This window comes from Sphingopyxis sp. H050, from assembly GCF_001468265.1.
Lineage (GTDB): Bacteria > Pseudomonadota > Alphaproteobacteria > Sphingomonadales > Sphingomonadaceae > Sphingopyxis.
Genome location: NZ_LNRZ01000010.1, coordinates 150,288 through 171,145 on the forward strand (window position 1 = coordinate 150,288; position 20,858 = coordinate 171,145).

Annotated in this window: 18 protein-coding genes; 7 read left to right on the forward strand and 11 right to left on the reverse strand. The window is 66.8% G+C overall.

The features are described from left to right. The first annotated feature begins 52 nt into the window (after positions 1-52). Positions 53-667 (forward strand): thiamine phosphate synthase, encoded by a 615-nt coding sequence (locus ATE67_RS18360; RefSeq protein ID WP_058818090.1) that lies wholly within the window; start codon positions 53-55, stop codon positions 665-667. Here the strand turns inward: ATE67_RS18360 and ATE67_RS18365 are convergent. Continuing rightward, complete coding sequence (locus ATE67_RS18365; protein WP_231728223.1) at positions 640-1,266, reverse strand: hypothetical protein; 627 nt, start codon at positions 1,264-1,266, stop codon at positions 640-642. The genes ATE67_RS18360 and ATE67_RS18365 overlap by 28 nt on opposite strands. Before the next feature lie 355 nt (positions 1,267-1,621). Here ATE67_RS18365 and ATE67_RS18370 point away from each other — a divergent pair, with 355 nt between their 5' ends. The 4 genes from ATE67_RS18370 to holA all read left to right on the forward strand — a co-directional run bounded on the left by ATE67_RS18370 (position 1,622) and on the right by holA (position 6,520). Continuing rightward, positions 1,622-2,074, forward strand: a complete 453-nt coding sequence (locus ATE67_RS18370) for a DUF3576 domain-containing protein (RefSeq protein WP_058818123.1) — start codon at positions 1,622-1,624, stop codon at positions 2,072-2,074. Between the two features lie 140 nt (positions 2,075-2,214). Next, on the forward strand, positions 2,215-4,779 hold the full coding sequence (gene leuS / locus ATE67_RS18375; protein ID WP_058818091.1) for a leucine--tRNA ligase: 2,565 nt from the start codon (positions 2,215-2,217) through the stop codon (positions 4,777-4,779). A gap of 164 nt (positions 4,780-4,943) precedes the next feature. Further along, the gene (lptE, locus tag ATE67_RS18380; RefSeq protein ID WP_082660491.1) at positions 4,944-5,492 is read left to right on the forward strand and encodes an LPS assembly lipoprotein LptE; all 549 of its coding nucleotides are present in this window, start codon (positions 4,944-4,946) and stop codon (positions 5,490-5,492) included. Further along, on the forward strand, positions 5,489-6,520 hold the full coding sequence (gene holA, locus ATE67_RS18385; RefSeq protein WP_058818093.1) for a DNA polymerase III subunit delta: 1,032 nt from the start codon (positions 5,489-5,491) through the stop codon (positions 6,518-6,520). Before lptE ends, holA begins: the two co-directional genes overlap by 4 nt. 195 nt (positions 6,521-6,715) lie before the next feature. Here holA and ATE67_RS18390 read toward each other — a convergent pair whose 3' ends face one another. From ATE67_RS18390 to ATE67_RS18420, 7 genes are all read right to left on the reverse strand, one after another. Further along, positions 6,716-9,514 carry a TonB-dependent receptor gene (locus ATE67_RS18390; RefSeq protein ID WP_082660492.1) on the reverse strand — a complete coding sequence of 933 codons (2,799 nt, stop codon included), beginning with the start codon at positions 9,512-9,514 and terminating at the stop codon, positions 6,716-6,718. A gap of 158 nt (positions 9,515-9,672) precedes the next feature. Beyond that, positions 9,673-10,377 carry a ligase-associated DNA damage response endonuclease PdeM gene (gene pdeM / locus ATE67_RS18395; protein ID WP_058818094.1) on the reverse strand — a complete coding sequence of 235 codons (705 nt, stop codon included), beginning with the start codon at positions 10,375-10,377 and terminating at the stop codon, positions 9,673-9,675. 40 nt (positions 10,378-10,417) lie between these two features. After that, positions 10,418-11,458: a retroviral-like aspartic protease family protein gene (locus ATE67_RS18400; RefSeq protein WP_058818125.1), complete on the reverse strand. Its 1,041-nt coding sequence runs from the start codon at positions 11,456-11,458 to the stop codon at positions 10,418-10,420. A gap of 91 nt (positions 11,459-11,549) precedes the next feature. Further along, the gene (locus ATE67_RS18405; protein WP_058818095.1) at positions 11,550-13,958 is read right to left on the reverse strand and encodes a ligase-associated DNA damage response DEXH box helicase; all 2,409 of its coding nucleotides are present in this window, start codon (positions 13,956-13,958) and stop codon (positions 11,550-11,552) included. Positions 13,959-14,183: 225 nt separating this feature from the next. Then, positions 14,184-14,651 (reverse strand): SRPBCC domain-containing protein, encoded by a 468-nt coding sequence (locus ATE67_RS18410; RefSeq protein WP_058818096.1) that lies wholly within the window; start codon positions 14,649-14,651, stop codon positions 14,184-14,186. Next, positions 14,648-14,974, reverse strand: a complete 327-nt coding sequence (locus tag ATE67_RS18415; protein WP_058818097.1) for an ArsR/SmtB family transcription factor — start codon at positions 14,972-14,974, stop codon at positions 14,648-14,650. The genes ATE67_RS18410 and ATE67_RS18415 overlap by 4 nt, the downstream gene beginning before the upstream one ends. Then, on the reverse strand, positions 14,971-15,444 hold the full coding sequence (locus ATE67_RS18420) for a VOC family protein (protein ID WP_058818098.1): 474 nt from the start codon (positions 15,442-15,444) through the stop codon (positions 14,971-14,973). Before ATE67_RS18420 ends, ATE67_RS18415 begins: the two co-directional genes overlap by 4 nt. Before the next feature lie 99 nt (positions 15,445-15,543). On the opposite strand from ATE67_RS18420, the gene ATE67_RS18425 reads away from it, so the two are divergent. Further along, positions 15,544-16,482, forward strand: coding sequence for a glutaminase (locus ATE67_RS18425; RefSeq protein ID WP_058818099.1), 939 nt, complete (start codon positions 15,544-15,546; stop codon positions 16,480-16,482). Between the two features lie 3 nt (positions 16,483-16,485). On the opposite strand, the gene ATE67_RS18430 is transcribed toward ATE67_RS18425, so the two are convergent. Both ATE67_RS18430 and gyrB read right to left on the reverse strand, forming a co-directional pair. Further along, entirely contained in the window at positions 16,486-16,890 is a 405-nt protein-coding gene (locus tag ATE67_RS18430; protein ID WP_058818100.1) for a septal ring lytic transglycosylase RlpA family protein, read from the reverse strand. Between the two features lie 99 nt (positions 16,891-16,989). Then, entirely contained in the window at positions 16,990-19,533 is a 2,544-nt protein-coding gene (gyrB, locus tag ATE67_RS18435) for a DNA topoisomerase (ATP-hydrolyzing) subunit B (RefSeq protein ID WP_058818101.1), read from the reverse strand. 107 nt (positions 19,534-19,640) lie between these two features. Between gyrB and ATE67_RS18440 the strand changes: the two genes are divergently transcribed. Continuing rightward, a complete protein-coding gene (locus ATE67_RS18440; RefSeq protein ID WP_058818102.1) occupies positions 19,641-20,063 on the forward strand; it encodes a hypothetical protein in 423 nt (140 codons plus the stop codon). A 395-nt stretch (positions 20,064-20,458) separates the two neighbouring features. Here the strand turns inward: ATE67_RS18440 and ATE67_RS21745 are convergent. Beyond that, positions 20,459-20,858: hypothetical protein (locus tag ATE67_RS21745; RefSeq protein WP_058818103.1), on the reverse strand; the 400-nt coding region annotated here is incomplete at its 5' end.

Sequence of the window (20,858 nt, forward strand, 5' to 3'; positions counted from 1 at the left end):
GTTCCTCGAAGGGCGCGTTGCGTGCGCCCGCGACGCGCCTATAGAAAGGGCGATGGTCCGGCGCCACCCCCTGCCTCTCCGCTGGCTGGTCAGCGACGAACGCGCCGCGGCGGGCATGATCACGCTCGCTGCGATCCTGCCGCCGGGCAGCGGCATCGTGCTGCGCCACGACGCGCTGAAGCCAGGCGCGCGCTGGCGGCTGGCGCGCCGCCTCGCGCGGATGGCGCGCGGGCGAAAGCTGGTCCTGCTGCTTGCCGGAGCGCCCGCAATGGCGAAGCGCTGGGGCGCCGATGGCGTCCATCTGCGCCAGCCGATGGCGGGCCGTGCGAAGCAGGCGCATCGCCTCGGTCTGATCGTCACCATGCCGGTGCACGATGCGCGCGAGGCGCGCCGCGCCAGATGTGCGAAGGCCGATGGCGCCTTCATCTCGCCGCTGCATCGCACGCGCTCGCATCCCGGCGCGCCGCCGCTCGGACGCGCCGCATGGTTGCGGCTGGCGCGTCTGACCGGCGCAAAACCCGTCGCCCTTGGCGGCATGACTCCTGTGCACGCGCGTCGACTAAAGCGCGCGAGCGGACTCAATCCCGGATGGGCGGCGATCGATGCTTGGGATGAAAAAGCGGCGAAGCGCCAAGCGCGTCAGAAGCGGAACGCGGTGCCCACATAGACCGCCTGGCTGTCGCGGCGCGCGTCGGTCAGCGGCTGGACACGGTCGTCGGTGCGGTAGCGAACGCCCGCGGTGACGTCGAGATTCTTGGTCACACGGTAGCTGCTGACCACATCGACATTCTGGTCGTCGCCGGGCGCGGTGACGCGGTCGGTCGCGCCGGCGGGGTCGCTCGGCCGCGCGATGACGCGCGTCGCGAAGCGCGATTTTTTGGCGTCGGCCTGTTCGGGCGCCTTGGCGACCGGCAGGTTGCGCAAATCGGTGCCGCGCGGCAGCGCCGGGGTCACGAATTTCTCGAAGCCGACCGATGCGCCGAGGTCATAGGCGACCGGGGTGATCGCGATCGGAGCCTTGCGCGCCGTGCCGGTGAGCGCCGCGGCGAGGCTGTTCTCGTCGCGCGCGCGGATCACGACGGTGATCGCCCGATTCTTGCGGCTCTCGTCGGTGAGCGCGGGGGTGAAGCTGAAGCTGCGACGCTGTTCGGCCGACATCTTGGCATAACGCGCGATCAGGCGCGGATCGCCCGACGCCGGGGTGAACTGGCCGAGCAGCGTTTCGGACAGCGTCGTGTCGCGGATGCGGTCGGAATTGCTGGACATCGCTGCGAGCGCAGGCGGCAGCGCAACTGAAATCGCCGCTGCGGCGATCAGTCCTGCTTTCCAAATATGTCGCGGTTTCCGCGCCATCATTCTGCGACTCCGTCCCCAATCGATTCGAGAGATAGGCTTCCGTGGCGCATAATTCCAGTGATTCGCGACCGATTAATCTCGTGCATCCGGCTTTTCGCCGAAGTTGTTGCCTCAAGACCACAGTGGTGTCGCAAGCTGAGCCCAAGATGAACGGCCGAAAAGACGCGATTCCCGCGCTTGCCGGACGGCGGCAAGGGCGATAGAGACGCTGTCAAATTTGCAGCAGCGCGGCCTTTGCGGCGCTTATAAAGATAAGGTGTCCCGCATGTCCAAGCTTTCCATTCTTGCCTCGCGTTCGGCCACGCTGGCGCTGCTCGGCGTCGCGGCGCTCGGCCTTTCGGCCTGCGCCGGCAAGGACAAGCCGAAGGCCGACCTTGCCGCATCGCAGGTCACGACGATCGGCGTGAATTCCTATCTGTGGCGCGCCTCGCTCGACGCGCTGTCGTTCATGCCGCTGCTGCAGGCCGACAGCTCGGGCGGCGTGATCATCACCGACTGGTACGCCAACCCGGCGAACCCCGGCGAGCGGATGAAGGTCACCGTGTCGATCCTCGACCGCGACCTGCGCGCCGACGCGCTCCGCGTCGCGGCCTCGCGCCAGGTCGCGCAGGGCGGCACCTGGGTCGATGCGCCGGTGCAGGCGGCGACGGTACAGAAGCTCGAGGAAATCATCCTCACCCGCGCCCGCGACCTGCGCCGCAGCGCGATCGAGGGCTGATATCGAATTTCCGTGTTTCCCCGCGAAGGCGGGGATCCATCTCCGGTTGTTTCGGATTTGAACGGCAGGTGATGGGCCCCCGCCTTCGCGGGGGCGCACTATTTTGATCGATGGCATTTTGATAAACGGGGTAAGAACGAATGACCCGCGAAACGCGCTTTGGCGCTCTCGCCGCCGATGCCCGGTGGCAGGCCGCCTGGGACGCCGCCAACAGCTTCGCCACCACGGATAGCGGCGACGCCCAAGGTAAGGATCGGCCCAAGGCCTATATCCTCGAGATGTTTCCCTATCCCTCGGGGCGCATCCATATGGGCCATGTCCGCAACTATGCGATGGGCGACGTCCTCGCGCGCTTCAAGCGGATGACCGGCCACGACGTCCTCCACCCGATGGGCTGGGACGCCTTCGGCATGCCTGCGGAAAACGCCGCGATGGAAAAGGGCGTCCACCCCGGCGGCTGGACGCGCGACAATATCGCCGCGATGCGCGGCCAGCTGAAGCGGCTCGGCCTCGCGATCGATTGGAGCCGCGAACTCGCGACGTGCGAGCCCGACTATTACGGGCAGGAACAGGCGCTGTTCCTCGACCTTTTCGCCGCGGGGCTGGTCACGCGCAAGGAAAGCTACGTCAACTGGGATCCGGTCGACATGACCGTACTCGCGAACGAGCAGGTGATCGACGGTCGCGGCTGGCGCTCGGGCGCGCTCGTCGAAAAGAAGAAATTGTCGCAGTGGTTCCTGAAGATCACCGACTTCGCCGACGAGCTGCTCGAAGGCTTGGATAGCCTCGATAAATGGCCCGACAAGGTGCGGCTGATGCAGGAAAACTGGATCGGCAAGTCGCAGGGGCTGGAATTCAGCTTCAAACTCGCGGGCGGCGCGCCCGGCTTCGACGTCTTCACGACGCGCCCCGACACGCTCTATGGCGCCAGCTTCGCGGCGATCTCGCCCGACCATCCGCTCGCCGAACGTCTCGCCAAGGATTCGCCCGAGCTCGCCGCCTTCATCGCCGAATGCCGCCGCCAGGGCACGTCGGCCGAACAGCTGGAAACCGCCGAGAAGCTGGGGTTCGACACCGGCCTGGCGGTCGAGCATCCGCTCGACCCCGACTGGCATTTGCCGGTCTGGGTCGTGAACTATGTGCTGATGGATTATGGCACCGGCGCGATCTTCGGCTGCCCGGCGCACGACCAGCGCGACCTTGACTTCGCGCATAAATATGGCCTGCCCGTGCACCGCGTGATCGCCGACGGCGATAACACCGAACAGCATTTCACCGGCACCGAGGCTTACACCGGCCCCGGCAGACTGGTGAACAGCCATTTCCTCGACGGGATGACGATCGAGGAAGCCAAAGTCGCGATCATCGCGCGCGCCGAGCATGAAGGCTGGGGCAAGGGCACGACCGTATGGCGGCTGCGCGACTGGGGCGTTTCGCGCCAGCGCTATTGGGGCACCCCGATCCCCTTCATCCATTGCGATGCCTGCGGCCTGCTGCCGGTCCCGAAAAGCCAGCTGCCCGTCGTGCTGCCCGAGGACGCCGACTTTTCGGTCCCCGGCAACCCCTTGGACCGCCATCCGACGTGGAAGCATGTGGCATGCCCGTCGTGCGGCGGCGAAGCCGTGCGCGAGACCGACACGCTCGACACCTTCGTCGATTCGTCCTGGTATTTTCTGCGCTTCGCCTCGGCCCCCGCGGACAAGCCCTTCGATCCCGACGTCATCCGCCGCTGGCTGCCGGTCGACCAATATATCGGCGGTATCGAGCACGCGATCCTTCACCTGCTCTACGCGCGCTTCTGGACGCGCGCGCTGAACAAGCTCGGGATGATCGACATTCAGGAGCCCTTCGCCAGCCTGTTCACGCAGGGGATGGTCACGCACGAAACCTACAGCCGCGAACAGGGCGAGGGCCACGCCCCGCTCTTCTTCACCCCCGACGAGATCGTGCGCACCGCCGACGGCGCGACGCTCGAAGCCGATGGCGCGCCGGTCGATGTCGGCCGCGTGATCAAGATGTCGAAGTCGAAGAAGAATGTCGTCGATCCCGACGCCATCCTCGACCAATATGGCGCCGACGCGGTGCGCTGGTTCATGCTCTCCGACAGCCCGCCCGAGCGCGATCTGCCGTGGAGCGAGGCCGGCATCGAGGGCGCGTGGCGCTTCGTCCAGCGCCTGTGGCGCCTGTTCGGCGATACCGAGAATATGGGCGAGGGCGGTGAGGACAAGGGCCTTGCCCGCAAGCTCCACCAGACGATCGCGGGCGTCGCCGCCGATGTCGAATCGCTCGGTTTCAACAAGGCGGTGGCAAAGATCCACGCGCTCGCGAACGAGATCGAAAAGGCGAGGCCTTCCGACACTCGCGCCGAGGCATGCCGCACGCTGATCCTGCTCGTCGCCCCGATGATGCCGCACCTCGCCGAGGAAGCCTGGGCCGCGCTGCCGGACGGCCAGCGCCCGACCGCAATGGTCGCCGATGCGGCATGGCCCGCTGCCGATCCGGCGCTGCTCGTCGATGACGAGGTGACCATCGCGATCCAGATGGCGGGTAAGCTCCGTGACACGATGACGATCGCCAAGGGTCTCGACAGGCAGGCGACCGAAGCCGCCGCGCTCGCGCGCCCGCGCATCGTCGAACTGCTCGCCGGCGCAACGCCGAAGAAGGTGATCGTGGTCCCCGACCGTTTGGTGAATATCGTTCCCTGATGATGGCATTCGGGCGGAACCTTTTATGTCCGTTCGCGTCGAGCCCTTCGACTGCCGGAAGGCGCTCAGGATGAATCAAGGTCGAGACGCCGATCGTTCGTGTTTGCCTTCCAGGTGTCTCGACTCGCTCGACACGAACGGAATAAGGGTTAGTGGTGCTCAGGATGCGTAGCCTTTTTCTCTCCGCCCTCGTCGCCGCTTCGCTGGCCGTCGGCGGCTGCGGCCTTCGTCCGCTCTATGCGAACGGCAGCAAGGGCGCGGTGGCGCAGGTGCTCGCCGACGTCGACGTCGCGCCGATCGAAGGCCATTCGGGCTTTCTCGTCCGCAATGCGCTCCGCGACCGCTTGCAGGCGGCGCAGGGCGGCGCGGGCGCGGGCAATCGCCTCCGCCTCGACGTCCGGCTCGAGGATTCGATCACCGGCTTCGGCGTCCGCGCTGACGATGCGGTGACGCGCGAGCGCCGCACGCTGCGCGCGCGCTACCAGCTCGTCGATGGCGCGACCGGCGAAGTGCTGCTCGACGCGACGGCCTTCTCCGACGCCGGGATCGACGTCGTCGGCAGCGAATATGCGACGATCGCCGCCGAAAGCTCGGCGCTCGAACGCCTCGCCTCGGGCGTCGCCGACCAGATCGTCGCGCGCCTTGCGGTCTATGCGAACCGCGGCGGCGGCCGAACATCCGACGCGCTGCCGCCCGCGCCGGCCGGGCAATGAAAAGCGTCAAGCCGCACGACCTCGAACGCCAGACGCGCCTCGACCCTGCGGTTCGTTTCACCCTCCTGACCGGCCCCGACGAAGCGACGATGGAAGCCGTCGCGCACCATCTGATCGGCCTGGCGGGCAAGGACGCCGAGCGCCTCGACCTTTCCGGCTCGCAGCTCTCGCAGGATCCGTCGCTGCTTGCCGCCGAAGCCGCGTCGATGTCGCTCTTCTCGCCGTCCCGGGTGATCAAGGTCGAACTGTCGGGCAGCGGCGACGACAGCCTCGCCGCGGTCGAGGCGCTGCTCGCCGCCGACACCGCGATCAACCCGGTGATCGCGACCGGCGCATCGGTCACCGCCAAGTCGAAGCTGGTGAAGCTGGTCGAGGGCGCCGGAAATGCCGTCGCCGCCATCTGCTACCAGCCCGACCGCCGCGCGCTCGTCGGCATCGCGATGGGCGCCGCGCAGGAACAGGGCCTCCGGCTCGGCAATGCCGAGGCGCAGTTGCTCGTCGACCTCGTCTCGGGCGATCAGGCGCTGATGCGCCGCGAGATCGAGAAGATCGCGCTCTACCTCGACGCCGCCGCGGATCGCCAGCGCCAGGTGACCGCCGCGGACATCGCCGCGCTCGGCGCCGCGACGCATGAGGAGGATGTCAGCGAGTGCATCAACGTCGCGCTCGGCGGCAAGGTGCGCGAGCTGCCCGACATGCTGAGCACCGCCGCCGCGGTCGGGGTCGCCGAGATCCGCATCATCCGCGCGCTCGGCATCCGCGCGATGCAGCTCGCGCGGCTGCGCGCCGAGGTCGACGCGGGGGCGCATCCCGCGACGGTCGTCGCGGCCAAGAGCAGCGGCGTGTTCTGGAAGGAACGCGACGCGGTGACCGCGCAGCTCCACATCTGGGATTCGGTGCGCGTCGCGCGGCTGATGACGCGCCTCCTCGACTGCGAACGCGCGCTCAAGGCATCGGGCACCGCGGGCGCCGTGCTGTTCCGCAAGCTGATGACCGACATCGCGCACCAGGCGGCACGAGCGCGCTAGGATTTTTCACGCGAAGACGCGAAGACGCGAAGGCGCGAAGAAGATCGTGATCGGCCGACAGGCCGCTATTCGATCAACCCCGCGTCTGTTGCGATGTCAGAATGAAAGGCCCGCTTCGCGCCTTCGCGCGAACCGAAAAGAAAACCGCCCGCTCACCGAAGCGAGCGGGCGGTTTCTTTACCCCGTCTTACGCGATCAGAATTTGCCGCGCAGCGTCACGCCATAGGTCCGCGGTTCGGCGAGGAACTGCGAGAAGATCTGGCGGCCGCCCGGATATTGCGGGTCGGCGAAAGCGGTGCCGGTCGACGTGCCGCCTTCCTGGAACGGCGAGTTGAACGCCACCTGGGCATATTGCTTGTTGAAGATATTCTGCCCCCAGAATTCGATCCCCCATTTCTCGTCGGGGCCGCGGATGCCGATACGCGCGTTGAAGATCGCGTAGCCATCCTGCTCCTTCTGCGGGAAGAGGTCCGACCCAGTGTTGTAGTCGCTGGTCATGCGGCCATCGATGTAGACGAGGCCCGAAAGCCCGCCGCTGCCGATGTCCGGGGTCCAGGCGACGCTGCCGGTCGCGACCAGTTCGGGCGCGTTCGACAGATTGTTGCCGGGGAGCAGGCGGAGGGCCTGATCGAGCGGCGCGCCGTTGTTGTTGCCGACCAGGTTGCTGCGATATTTGGTGTTCGCATAGGTCAGGCCCGCGGTCATGCGGAAGTCGCGCGCCGGAACCAGCGACGCTTCGAGCTCGAAACCTTCCGAGCGCACGCCATAGCTCACGTCGTCCGCGGCGCAGGCGCCGGTCGTTGCCGCCGCCGCGTTGAAGTTCGGCGCCCCCGTGAACTTGCTCTGGTCGCGGTCGCCGCCGTTCAGGCTCGTGTCGCATCCATTGACGTTCTGGACCAGGAAGACCGTGCCGTTGAACGTGTTGAGCTGGAAGCTGGAGAAGTCCGACCGGAAGAAGGTCAGGCCGAGGCCGAACGGACCGGTCGAATATTTCGCGCCCAGTTCATAGCTGTGCACCGTTTCGGGGTCGAACTGCAGGTTGCCGACCAGCGACTGCGCGCCGCCGGGGGTCGCCGCGAACGGCAGGATCGGCGATTTCAGCGCCGAACGGTCGAGGTTGAAACCGCCCGCCTTGTACCCGCGCGAATAGCTCGCATAGACGAGCAGGTCGTCAATCGGCTTGTACGACAGGATCGCGGTGCCGGTGAACTCGTCCTCGCTGCGCTTGTCGTTGATCGAGACATTGTTGAGCTCGGCGGTCGAATTGCCCTGGCAGGCGAGACCGATCAGGCCGCCAGCCAATGCGCGCGCGGTGGCGTTGGTGCTCGACAGGTCGTCAAGGACCAGACCCTGCACCGTGGTGCAGACCGTGTTGTCGTTGGTGAAGGTCGCCGAGAATTTCTTCTTGTCGTTGGTGTACCGCAGGCCGAACGTAAAATCGAGCTTGTCGGTGATGTGGAAGATATTGTGCGTGAACAGCGCCCAGTTCTTGCCGTTCTGGCGATAGACGTCGTTGATGCTGCCGCGATCGCGGAGCCCGTCGAGCGCGGTGAAGGCCGCGACGATGTCCGGACCCGACGCACCGCTGGCGCCTGCGATCGTCGCCGGGCCGACCCCGGGCACGACGCAGAGCGGGTTGGTCGGCGAATAGAGACCGGCAAGGCCGCCGCCCGAGATGATGCGGCAGGTCGCAAAGCGGCCATATTGCGTCCCGAAGCGAAGGTTGTCGCGCACGCGCAGCTTTTCATTGGCGTAGAAGCCGCCGACCAGCCAGTCGAGCTTGCCGTCGAAGGCCTCGCCCTGCAGGCGGACTTCCTGCGTGAAGGTGTGGAACTGGCGGTACGCATCGTCGCTCGGCGCGCGATAGAGGATATCGACGGTGTTGTAATCGACGTCGCCCGCCTGGCCCGACCGATATTCGCGGTATGCGGTGATCGAGGTCAGCGTCGCGCCGCCGAAATCATAGTCGATCTGGCCCGAGAAGCCGTAATCCTTGGTCTCGCCGGCGAAGCTGCGGCCGGGGCTGACCGAGATATTGCGGCTGTAGCCCTGGTTGAACGCCGCGAGCGGCTGGCCGAGGTCGCGCAGCACGTTGATGATGTTGTTCGTCGTCGCGGTCGGCGCGACGCCGACGGTGCTCGGATTGTTGAGGTTGCCGATATAGGGATTGACCGTCGGGCCGACATAGATCGCGCCGCAGCATTCCTCGTCACGCGACGTGTAATCGGCGATCAGGCGGACCGACAGCGCGTCGGTCGGCTCGAACAAAAGCTGGCCGCGCAGGAAATAGCGGTCGCGGTTGTTGATGTCGCGGCCGTTGACCGTGTCGCGCAGGAAGCCGTCGCGCTTAACCCAGACGCCGTCGAGGCGTGCGGCGAGCGTTTCGCCGAGCGGGCCGGTGACGCTGCCGGCAAGGCGCCAGTAATCATAATTGCCATAGGTGACCTCACCGGTGGCGCCGAAATCGAACGCAGGCTTTTTCGAATAGATGCTGATCAGGCCCGCCGACGAGTTGCGGCCGCCGAGCGTACCCTGCGGCCCGCGCTGAACCTCGATGCGGTCGAGTTCGCCGAGTTCGTTGAGGCCGATGCCCGACCGCGAACGATAGACGCCGTCGATGAACACCGGGACCGAGCTTTCGAGGCCCGGGTTGTCGCCGACGGTGCCGATGCCGCGGATACGCGCCGAACCATTGGCTTCCGAGCCGGTCGAGGAGACGAGCAGCGACGGGGCGACCTGGTTGAGCTGGCGGATGTCGTTCGCGCCGCTGTTCTGCAGCGTTTCGGCGCTGACCGCCGAAATCGCGACGGGGACGTCGGACAACAGCTGCGAACGGCCCTGCGCGGTCACGACGATGGGAGCATCGCCGCTGTCGTCGGTGTCGGCCGTGCTATCCTGCGCGAAGGCGGGGACCGATACGGCGGCGATTGCGAGCGACACGCCGAGCGCGCTGGTGCGCAAAAGACGCGCAGCAAGAAGCGAAGATGATTTCATGGTGGGCACTCCTCTCAACATTTCATTATTTTTGTTGCCCGCCGAACATATCGAAATTGCTAGGCCGTTCCAGCCGGAGGCCACGCTTTTGCGGCGTTTTTCAAACGGTGAGGCTTTTTGGTCACAGGCGTGAAGGGGCGGCCGGCGGCCGCGGGCGGTCAACGCGCGGCGGCGATACGGCTTGCCGTAGCGTCATTCGCGCACGGAACCGACAGCAGGCGCCCGCGCGCGACGAGCATCGCGCGATAGCTTCCCGAAAAATTTCCTGCGATCACCGGGTCTTCACAGGCGAGGCCGCCGGTCAGGCTGCCGAAAGCGGGCAGGATCAGCCGCTGCCTGTCGCCCGCGAAGCAGGGGCGCGAAACCAGGCGTCCGCGCAGGTTCAGGCGCAGCTTGGGGTGGAAATGCCCCGACACTTCGGGCCGTGTTTCGGCGGCGAGGGTCTGATGGCGAAAGACGATGCCGTCGACGACCAGCTCGTCGGCGACCTCGCCGCCCCACGCGCCGCCGGTCAGACCGTCGTGATTGCCCGCGATCCAGACGAGTTTGGTCGCCGCAGCCTGCCCGTGCAGCCGCTCGGCGACCGCGGGAACGATCCGGCTTGCGGCGTCGCGGTCATGGAAACTGTCGCCCAGGCACCAGATCGCCCCCGCCCCCGTCGCAGTGACGAGCGCGGCGAGCCGGTCGAGCGTGTCGTGGCTGTCATAAGGCGGCAGCGGCTGGCCGTGCGCGGCGTACCAGCTCGCCTTCTCGAGATGCAGGTCGGCGACGATCAGCGCGCCGTGCCGCGGCCAGAACAGCGCGCGGTCGGCCAGCATCTGGAACTGCTGGCCCGCAAAGGCGAAGGTCGCGGCGGCGGTCATGGCGCCGCTATGGCAAGCCGCTTCGCGCCGGGCAAGCGCCCTAGACGCCGCGGTCTACATAGTTTGCGGCGAAGCGCAGCTTGGTGTCGCGGCTGGCGCCGTCGGGCAGGTCGAAGACGACGCGCTTGTTCGGGAAATCGATCTCGACGCGGTCGAACAGCGCCAGGCTGTCCATGCCGAGCAACAGCGCCGGCCGGTCGTTGAGGCCCAGCGCGCGGAACGCCTGGCTGTCGGCGAAGCTGACCGGCAGATCGTTCACGTCCATGCCGTTGATCACGATGCGCTTGATGGCGGTGCGCGTCGCGGAAACCGTCTCGCCGGTCACCGCGCCCAGCGTCGTCGCGACGAAGGGCAGCCGGTTCGCGCGCCGGTCGGCGACGAGCTTCTGCAGCGCAAGGTTGCCGACGCTCGTCTGCGCCCCCGTATCGACGATCACGTCGATGCGCTTGCCGTTCAGCCGGGCGTCGGACAGGATCAGCCGCCCCGCCGAATTGCGCGCGGTAACGACGATCGCATCGTCGTCCTTGATCAGCGACGGTGCACGGCGGCGGGTTTCGAGCACCTGCATGCTTTCCTTGCGGAAATCGATGAGGATGCGGCGCTGTTCGAGCATGTCGACCCCGATCAGCCCGGCGGCGCCGATATGCCGGCCGAAAAAGGCCGGGGCGTCGACCCCGGCGAGGTGCAGGTTCGACATCTGCAGCGCGGCGATACGGTAACTCGGCACCGTGGTCGAACTGCCGATCGTCGCCAGCCGCAGCTTCGCGCCCTCGACGAGTCCCAGTCGCTCGGCGAGCTCGCGCGCGATGACGGTGCGCTCGGCGCCGGTATCGACCAGGAAGGAATAGGGCCCCTTGCCGCCGATCATCACCTGCACCGACATCCGCCGCGTCGCATCGAGATCGAAGGGCTGGATGAAGGGAACGACGGTGACGGGCGGCAGCACGGTTTCGGCGGGCGGCGTTGCCGGCGCCGCAGTGCCGGGCGCTGAGGCTGGCGCGGGCGGTTGCGACGCGCCGGTCGGCAGCGGCGCCGCCAGCAGCAGGGCCGTTGGGACGAACCGCTTCCATGCATGGGGCATCACAGGCATCCTCTTTCCGTATATATTTTGCCGCAATACTACGCCTCATGCGCAGTCGCAGCAAGCGAAACGCCGGTCACGCGCGATCCCGCTAATCGGGACGCATCGCTTCCTCGGCCAGCGTATCGGCGAGCTCGCCGAGCAGCGCGTCGTCGAGGTCCGACGCCGCGACATTCTCGCGCCCGATCAGCACCAGCGCGGGGATTGCGAGCGGGCTGACGCGCTCCAGCTGCTTGTGCAGCATCGTTCCCGCCGCGCGGTCGAGCAGGTCGCCGAGCCGCGCGACGTCGGTCAGCCGCTCGCGCGCATCGGCCCAGGCGGCTTCGAGCAGCAGATGATCGGGCTCATATTTCCTGAGGACGTCGAAGATCAGGTCGGTCGAAAAGGTCACCTGCTTGCCGGTCTTGCGCTTGCCAGGATGCTGGCGCTCGATCAGCCCGCCGATCACCGCGACCTCGCGAAATGCGCGCTTCAGCAAATGCGAGCTTTCGACCCATTCGACGAACTCTTCGGACAATATCTCCGCATCGAACAGATTTTCGGGATGCAGGACCGGGCGCAGCGACCAGATCGCCAGCGCATAGTCCGACGCGACGAAGCCCAGCGGCTGCAACCCCGCGCGCTCCATCCGCTTGGTGATCAGCATGCCGAGCGACTGGTGCGCGTTCCACCCCTCGAAGGGGTAACAGATCATGTAGTGATGCCCCTCGTGCGGGAAGGTCTCGACCAGCAACTCGCCGGGGCGCGGCAGCACCGATCGCAGCGCCTGCATCTCCAGCCAGAAGCGCACATCCTCGGGAAAGCGCTGCCAGCTCGTCGGATCGGCCAGGAAGCCGCGCACCCGGTCGGCGAGCCGCGTCGACAGCGCCATGCGCGCGCCGACATAGGAGGGGATGCGCGCGGGCTTGGTCGTCGCGCGGACGATCAGGTCGGTGTCGCGGATGCTTTCGACCTCGAGGCTCAAACCCGCGAAGGCGAAGGTGTCGCCGGTGACGAGCGTGCTCGCGAAATATTCCTCGACGCTGCCTAGGCGCCGCCCGTTCTTGAAGCGCACGTCGAGCGTCGGCGCATCGACGATGATCCCCGCGTTCAGCCGGTGCTGCGCGGCGAGCCGCGGATGCGCGATCCGCCAGCCGCCCTGCCCGTCGGGCGCGAGGCGGCGAAAGCGGTCGTAGCTTTTGAGCGCATAGCCGCCGTCGCGCACGAAGCCGAGCAGGCGCGCGAAGGTTTCGGCATCGACCCACTGGTAGGGTGCGGCGCTGCGAATCTCGGCGAGCAGCGCCTCTTCCTGAAACGGCGCGGCGCAGGCGAGCGCCATCACATGCTGCGCGAGCACGTCGAGCGCGCCGGGGCGGAAGCGGTCGGCGTCGCGCTCGCCCGCCTCGACCGCGTCCAAGGCCGCGCGCGCCTCCAGATATTCGAAGCGGTTTCCGGGCACGATCAGCGCCTTGCTCGGTTCGTCGAGCCGGTGGTTCGCGCGTCCGATCCGCTGGAGCAACCGCGACGATCCCTTGGGCGCCCCCATCTGGATCACGCAATCGACGTCGCCCCAATCGAGCCCGAGGTCGAGGCTGGAGGTCGCGACGAGCGCGCGCAGCCGCCCCTCGGCCATCGCCTGCTCGGCGCGCTGGCGCGCCTCGCGGTCGAGGCTGCCGTGATGGATGGCGATCGGCAAGCTGAGGTCGTTGACCTTCCACAGCTCCTGAAAGATCAGCTCGGCGAGCCCGCGCGTGTTGCAGAAGATGATCGTCGTGCGGTTCGCCGCGACCACTTCCATCACCTGATGCACCGCCCAGCGCCCCGAATGCCCCGCCCATGGCACCGCGCCCGCGGGCAGCAATATGTCGATGTCGGGATCGGCGCCCGCCTCGCCCTCGACCAGCGTCACGCGGCCGGCATCGGCATCGGGCGCCAACCAACCGCGATACTGGTCGGGATCGGCGATCGTCGCCGACAGCCCAACGCGGCGCAAGTTCGGGGCGATATGCTGGAGCCGCGCCAGCGCCAGGCTCAGCAGGTCGCCGCGCTTGCCGGGCGCAAAGGCGTGGATCTCGTCGATCACCACGGTCTTCAAATCGGCGAACATCGTGAAGCTGTCGGCATAGGACAGCAGCAGCGACAGCGATTCAGGCGTCGTCAGCAGGATGGTCGGCGGCCGGCTCCGCTGGCGCGCCTTCTTGTCCGAACTGGTGTCGCCGCTGCGGCTCTCGACGCTGATGTCGAGCCCCATCTCGGCGATCGGCCCCAGCAGATTGCGCTCGACGTCGGCGGCGAGCGCCTTCAGCGGTGACACATAGAGCGTGTGCAGCCGGTCGGAAGGATGCTCGGCCAGATCGACGAGGCTCGGCAGGAATCCCGACAGCGTCTTGCCCGCCCCCGTCGCGGCGACCAGCAAGGCGCTCTCGCCGCGCCGCCCGGCTGCAAGCATATCGGCCTGATGCCGCCTGAGCCGCCACCCGCGCGCAGCGAACCAGTCGGTAAAAGGGGCGGGGAGGGACATAGGTTGACCGTGGGGCGGGACAGGAATGGGTGCAATGCTTTCTTGATGGTGGGGTAACGACCGGACCACGAGGTTCATATCATCGTCATCCTGAACTTGTTTCAGGATCCATGGCTCGCCGTTTCCTTCGGCACTGCGCCAAATTCGAGCGCAGACCATGGATGCTGAAACAAGTTCAGCATGACGAGAATTGATGGGCAACTCTCCACCCCAAAGCCGCCGTCCCTAAATCTGCGTGCTCACCCTCTTCAGCAACCCGCGCCAATGCTCGCCAAGCCGCCGTTGGAACAGCATCAGGTCGAAGCCGTGACGCGCGACATGCTTCTGCGGGATCGCATCCCAGCCGCGATGCTCTACCGTCACGCGCGTTTCAGCGCCGACCGTCTCGAAGCGCACATCGACCTCGGTCGCCTGATCCGCAGCAAAGCTCGGGACGCGCCAGCCGAACGCCAGCCGTTCGCCGGGCAGCCAGTGGCGCACCGGTCCGATCTCCCATTCTTCGCCGTCGGCGAAGCGCGTGACGAGGCGGCCGTCGGGGCCCGCCGGGTCGAAGCGCAGCACCCCGTCGCCCTTCGATGTGATTGGGAACAGCGGATGGCTCGTCCACCAGCGGCCGATCCCGTCGGTGAAGGCTGTAAAGGCCACCTCGGGCGTCGCCGCGACGCGCAGCGCGACGATGACGGCGGCGGTCATTCGCTCCCCTCGACATGGCGTTTGAACGCGCCAAGCTGGTGCGACCACAGCGCCTCGGTCTCGGCGAGCCAACGCTTGAGCTCGTCGGTCGCGCCGTCTTTCAGCGAATAGATGCGGACGCGCGCGTCGAAATCGGGATGCCCATCCTCGACCAGCCCGCCTTCCTTCAGCGCGCGCAAATGCCGGCTCATCGCGGGGGGCGCGAGTCCGAGTTCGCCGGCCAGCTCGCCCGCGCTGCGCGGCCGCTGCCCCAGCAGCTCGACCGCGCGGCGCCGCTTGGGGTCGGCAATCGCCGCCAGCATCCGGTCGATCGCGGCGCTCAATCGTCGAGCCGCGTCTTCGTCGTGAAACCGCCCTCGGCGTCCCATTCGTCCGAGGTCTTGTCCGCGACCGTCACGCCAAAGGTCCAGATATGCCCCTCGGGATCCTTGGCGCGATAGGTGCGGTCGCCATAGAATTGCGTCTCGGGCTCGGCGATGATGGCGGCGCCCGCCGCGCGCGCCCGCTCGCAATGCGCGTCGATATCCTCGCCCGCGCCCAGTTGGACATGCACCGTCTGCGTGTTCTTGCCGCCGAGGTTCGCGGGGCTGCGATGGTCGTCGGACCATTCGTTGCCGATCATGATCGTCGAGGCGCCATATTCCATCTCGCTGTGCGCGAGGTTGCCGGCCTCATCGAGCAGCACGAAGACCGGTTCGAACCCGAACGCCTCCTCCAGCCAGCGGAACGCCGCCTTGCTGTCCTTATAGCAGAGGGCGCTCGAAAGCCCCTTCGATCGCGGATGGTCGGCCATGTCTCGTCTCCCGAGTCGGTCATTTAATTTCATATTTATAGAATATTTTCTCGAAAATGAAAATACATGCAATCGCGAATGAAGTTGCTAGGAAAAGCCATGACCGATCTCGCCCGCTGCGTCGCCGAAGCCTATGACGTCGCCCTGCCGCACCGCGGCCAGGGCAAGGTCGCCGACTATATCCCGGCGCTCGCCAAGGTCGATCCGAACCGGTTCGGCTTCGCGCTCGCGCTTCCCGACGGCACCCTCCACACCGCGGGCGACGCCGACATCCCCTTCTCGATCCAGTCGGTGTCGAAGGTCTTCACGCTGGCGCTCGCGCTTCGCCGCGTCGGCAGCGCGCTTTGGGACAGCGTCGGGCGCGAGCCGTCGGGCAGCGCGTTCAACTCGATCGTCCAGCTCGAAAGCGAAGCCGGAATCCCGCGCAATCCGCTGATCAACGCCGGCGCGATCGCGACCACCGACCGGCTGATCGACGGCCGCGACGGCGACGCGACCGTCGAGGAAATCCTGCAATTCCTGCGCGCCCGCGCCGGCGACGCGAGCATTGCGATCGACGGGGAGGTCGCGTCCTCCGAATCGCAGACCGGGGCGCGCAACCGCAGCCTCGGCTATTTCATGCAGGCGTTCGACAATCTCCGCCATCCGGTCGAAGATGCGGTGGGCGTCTATTTCCGCCAGTGCGCGATCGCCATGAGCTGCCGCCAGCTTGCGAAGGCGGGGCTTTTCCTCGCGATGGAGGGCCGCGATCCGCTGACCGGCGAGCAGATCATCGAGCCGCATCGCGCGCGGCGCATCAACGCGATCATGATGCTCTGCGGCCACTATGACAATTCGGGTGAGTTCGCCTTCCGCGTCGGTCTGCCGGGCAAGAGCGGCGTCGGGGGCGGCATCCTGTGCATCGCGCCCGGACAGGGGTCGATCGCGGTCTGGTCGCCGGGGCTCAACGAGGCGGGGACGTCCTTGGTCGGCGCGATCGCGCTCGAACATTTCGCTTATGCGGCCGGCTGGTCGGTGTTCGATTCCAGCGTCGGCTGACTCTCAATCGTCGTTCAGCAGCGCCAGCTTCACGCGCGCGGTGCCGCTGCGGTGCATGCCGATCTCGCGCGCGGCGGCTTGGCTGATGTCGATCACGCGGCCGCGCGAAAAGGGACCGCGGTCGTTGATGCGGATGACGACGCTGTCGCCGTTCGACACGTTGGTGACGCGCACCATGCTGCCGAAGGGCAGCGTGCGGTGGGCGCCGGTCATCTGACCGGGGTCGAAGCGTTCGCCGCTCGCGGTGCGGTTGCCGGCGAGTTCGTTGCCGTAATAGCTCGCCATTCCGCCGTCGATTTCGGTGACATCCGGGGCCTCGATCGCCACGTCGTCGGTGGTGTCCAAATCCTGCGCGGCGGCCGAAACCGTCAGCAGCATCGGCATCAACAGGGCTGAAAAGACCCGCATGACATCTTCCCCCTTTTTGGTGGAGCGCCAAAAGCAGCGGCGGCCTGTCCTGACAAGCCGCCGCGCGTTGGATCGAACCGAATTTACGTCGGGATGGTGTCAAACGTCGAGGTTGGCGACGCTCAGCGCATTGGTTTGGATGAAATCGCGCCGCGGCTCGACCTCATCGCCCATCAGTTGCTCGAAGATGCCGTCGGCGACGTCGGCCTGCTCGGTGCGCACGCGCAGCAGCGAGCGATGGGCCGGGTCGAGTGTGGTTTCCCACAGCTGCTCGGCGTTCATCTCGCCAAGGCCTTTGTAGCGGCTGATCGCCAGGCCCTTGCGGCTGTGCGCGAAAATCGCGTCGAGCAGTTCGGACGGGCGGGTGACCGGGTTCGCCTTGGCGCTGGCCGCGGCGGGGACATCCTCCTCCTCGCCGTCGGCCGGCTCGACCTCGACCGCCGCGGCGCCGCTGGCCTTCACGAGGCGGCCCGGACGCGCATAGGTTTCGGCTTGCTCGCCGGCGAGCTTGTGCAGGCGGCGCGCTTCCTGGCTCTGCAGGAAGGCGGCGTCGACCGCGTGCAGGTCGCTGACCCCGCGCCAGCGGCGTTCGAGCGTATAGCCGCCGCCCTCGACCGCCTCGACGGTCCAGACGGCTTCGCCGCCGCCGGTCAGCGCGCGCTCGGCGGCGTTGAGCCAGTTCGCGGCGGTCGCGGCGGCGCTGTGACGCCCCGCGGTGTCGAGGTTCGGGTCGAGTGCGCCGGCAAAGGCGAGCGCCTCGACCAGCCCATGGTTCAGGCTGCGCGGCACATAGCGCATCAGCGCGCGCAGGCGCCGGCCATGCTCGATCAGATCGCGCAGGTCGTTGCCCGACCGCGCCCCGCCCGGGGTTTCGAGCAGCAGCGCGTCGATACCGGCATCGACGAGATAGTTTTCAAGCGCGGTGTCGTCCTTGAGGTAGACCTCGCTCCGCCCCTTCGCGACTTTGTAGAGCGGCGGCTGGGCGATGTAGAGATGGCCGTTCTCGATGATCTCGGGCATCTGGCGATAGAAGAAGGTGAGCAGAAGCGTGCGGATATGCGCGCCGTCGACGTCGGCGTCGGTCATGATCACGATCTTGTGATAGCGCAATTTCTCGATGTTGAATTCGTCGCGGATGCCCGTGCCGAGCGCCTGGATCAGCGTGCCGACTTCCTTCGACGAGATGATGCGGTCGAAGCGCGCGCGCTCGACGTTCAAAATCTTGCCCTTCAGCGGCAGGATCGCCTGCACATGGCGGTCGCGGCCCTGCTTCGCCGATCCGCCTGCCGAATCGCCCTCGACCAGAAAGAGTTCGCACTTGCTGGGGTCGCGTTCCTGACAGTCGGCGAGCTTGCCCGGCAGGCTCGCAATGTCCATCGCGCCCTTGCGCCGCGTCAGCTCGCGCGCCTTCTTCGCCGCCTCGCGCGCCGCGGCGGCGTCGATCACCTTCTGGATCACCGCCTTGGCGTAGGCCGGATTTTCCTCGAGCCATTCGGTCATCCGGTCGGCCATCAGGCTTTCGAGCGGCTGGCGAACTTCGCTACTGACCAGCTTGTCCTTGGTCTGGCTGCTGAACTTCGGATCGGGCAGCTTGACCGAGACGATCGCGGTCAGCCCCTCGCGCATGTCGTCGCCGGTCAGCGAGACCTTCTCTTTCTTGAGGATGCCCGACTTGTCGCCATAGCCGTTGATCGTGCGGGTCAGCGCGGCGCGGAACGCCGCGAGGTGCGTGCCGCCGTCGCGCTGCGGGATGTTGTTGGTGAAACACAGCACATTTTCATAATAGCTGTCGTTCCATTCGAGGGCGACGTCGATGCCGATGCCGTCGCGCTCGCTGCTGATCGCGATCGGATCGGGCAGCAGTGCGGTCTTGTTGCGGTCGAGATATTTGACGAACGCCGCGATGCCGCCTTCATAGAACAGGTCATGGCTGACATGCTCGGCGTGGCGCGCATCGACCAGCTTGATCCGCACCCCCGAATTGAGGAACGCCAGCTCGCGGTAGCGATGCTCGAGCTTTTCGAAATCGAACTCGAGGACATTCTTGAACGTCTCGGTCGAGGCCATGAAGGTCACGCGCGTGCCCTTCTTGCCCGCCGGCGCGGGACCGGTGACCTTCAGCGGGGCGACCGAATCGCCATGCTCGAAGCGCATCCAATGTTCCTGGCCGTCGCGCCAGATCGTGAGCTCCAGCCATTCGGACAGCGCGTTGACGACGCTGACCCCGACGCCGTGCAGCCCGCCCGACACCTTGTAGGCGTTGTCGTCGCTGGTGTTCTCGAACTTCCCGCCGGCGTGGAGCTGGGTCATGATGACTTCCGCCGCCGAAATGCCTTCCTCGGCGTGGATGCCGGTCGGGATGCCGCGGCCATTGTCCTCGACGCTGACCGACCCGTCGCTGTTCAGCGTGATCAGGACCAGGTCGCAGTGGCCCGCCAGCGCTTCGTCGATCGCATTGTCCGAAACCTCGAACACCATATGGTGCAGCCCCGACCCGTCGTCGGTGTCGCCGATATACATGCCGGGACGCTTGCGCACCGCATCGAGGCCCTTCAGGACCTTGATCGAATCGGCGCCATAGGCGTTGGTGTTGGGCTGTTTGGAGGCGCTCTCGGGCGCGCCGGTTTCGGGCGTATCTGTCATATCGAGTATATAGGGTCGAGGGGCGCAAAACCCAAGCGAAAATGCGCCTCTCCGCCGATTCGGATGGCCCGTTGCGCCGCAGCGGCGCGGCGGCTAGTTTCGGAGCCATGAAACACAGTCTCCCGCTCGTCCTCGCCCTCTCGCTCGCCGCCTGCAGCCAGCCCGCACCGCCCGCCGATAATGCGCCCGCACTCGGCGGCGACCCGATCGCGGCGCGCGCGGTCATGATCGGCACCGAGGGGCCGAGCCTGCCCGCCTGTTCCAGCATCAGCCGCGTCAAGGACGGCGGCACCGACGTCTATTGGGCGCCCGGCGAAACGCGGGCGGTCAAGGCGAAGCTCGCGGGCGGCGCGAAGGTGTCGCTCTGCGAAGCGGCCGATAACGACGCGTGGTTCGGCGTCGTCTTCGCCGCGCCGGGAACCGATCAGGACATGTGCGGCGTCGGCAAATCGGTGCCGAACGCGCGCGAATATCAGGGTCCGTGCCGCTGGGGCTGGATCAAGGGCGGCACGGTCCGGCTGGGGGCTTAAAGCCACAAAAGCCCCGCATTTACGCATGCGATTTGTGTCCTTTGTGGTCTTAAGGCGACAAAAGATACGGACGTGCGCGTCGAAACTGTCTCCTTTGTCGCTTTAGGCCGGCTGCCGCGGGCTGGCGACGATCGACGATTTGAAAGAGCCATGGGCGAAAGCTGACACAGCGGAATAATGTAGGAAAGGGGGATTTTCCCTCTTGAGGGAATGGCTGTAATCGAGGGGACTATTGCCACATTCGTAGCATCGTCATCCTGAACTTGTTTCAGGATCCATGGCCAGCGGTTTCCTTCGGCGCTGCGCCAAATGCGAGCGCAGGCCATGGATGCTGAAACAAGTTCAGCATGACGAGAATTGAGGGGGAAGTCCCACCCCAAAGCCACTTTCGAAAACTACCCCCTACAATCCTCGATCACGCGCCCGATCTCGGACTGCACCGGCAGGGTCAGCGCGCCGCCGCCCGGCGCTTCGAGCGCGAAGCGGCCGCGGCTGAAGGCGATGCGGTCGAGGCGGATGTCGCCGGCCGGCACGCTCGCCGCGCCGCCGTCGAAGCGGATCTGGTCGGTCCCGGCGCTGGTGCGCAGCGCGACATTGCCGTCGAGGGCGGAGGTGAGCCGGATGCCGCCGCCGCTGCACGTCATGGTCAGCAGCGGGCCCGGGTTGCCGGCCTGAACGAAGCTCGCGCTGCGGCTGCCCGCGTCATAGCGCCACGCGCCCGGATCGACCGCGCGCTTCTCCCACGATCCCGCCGCCGCCGGCGCGGGGGCCGGAACGGGACTGGGGGTCGGGGCC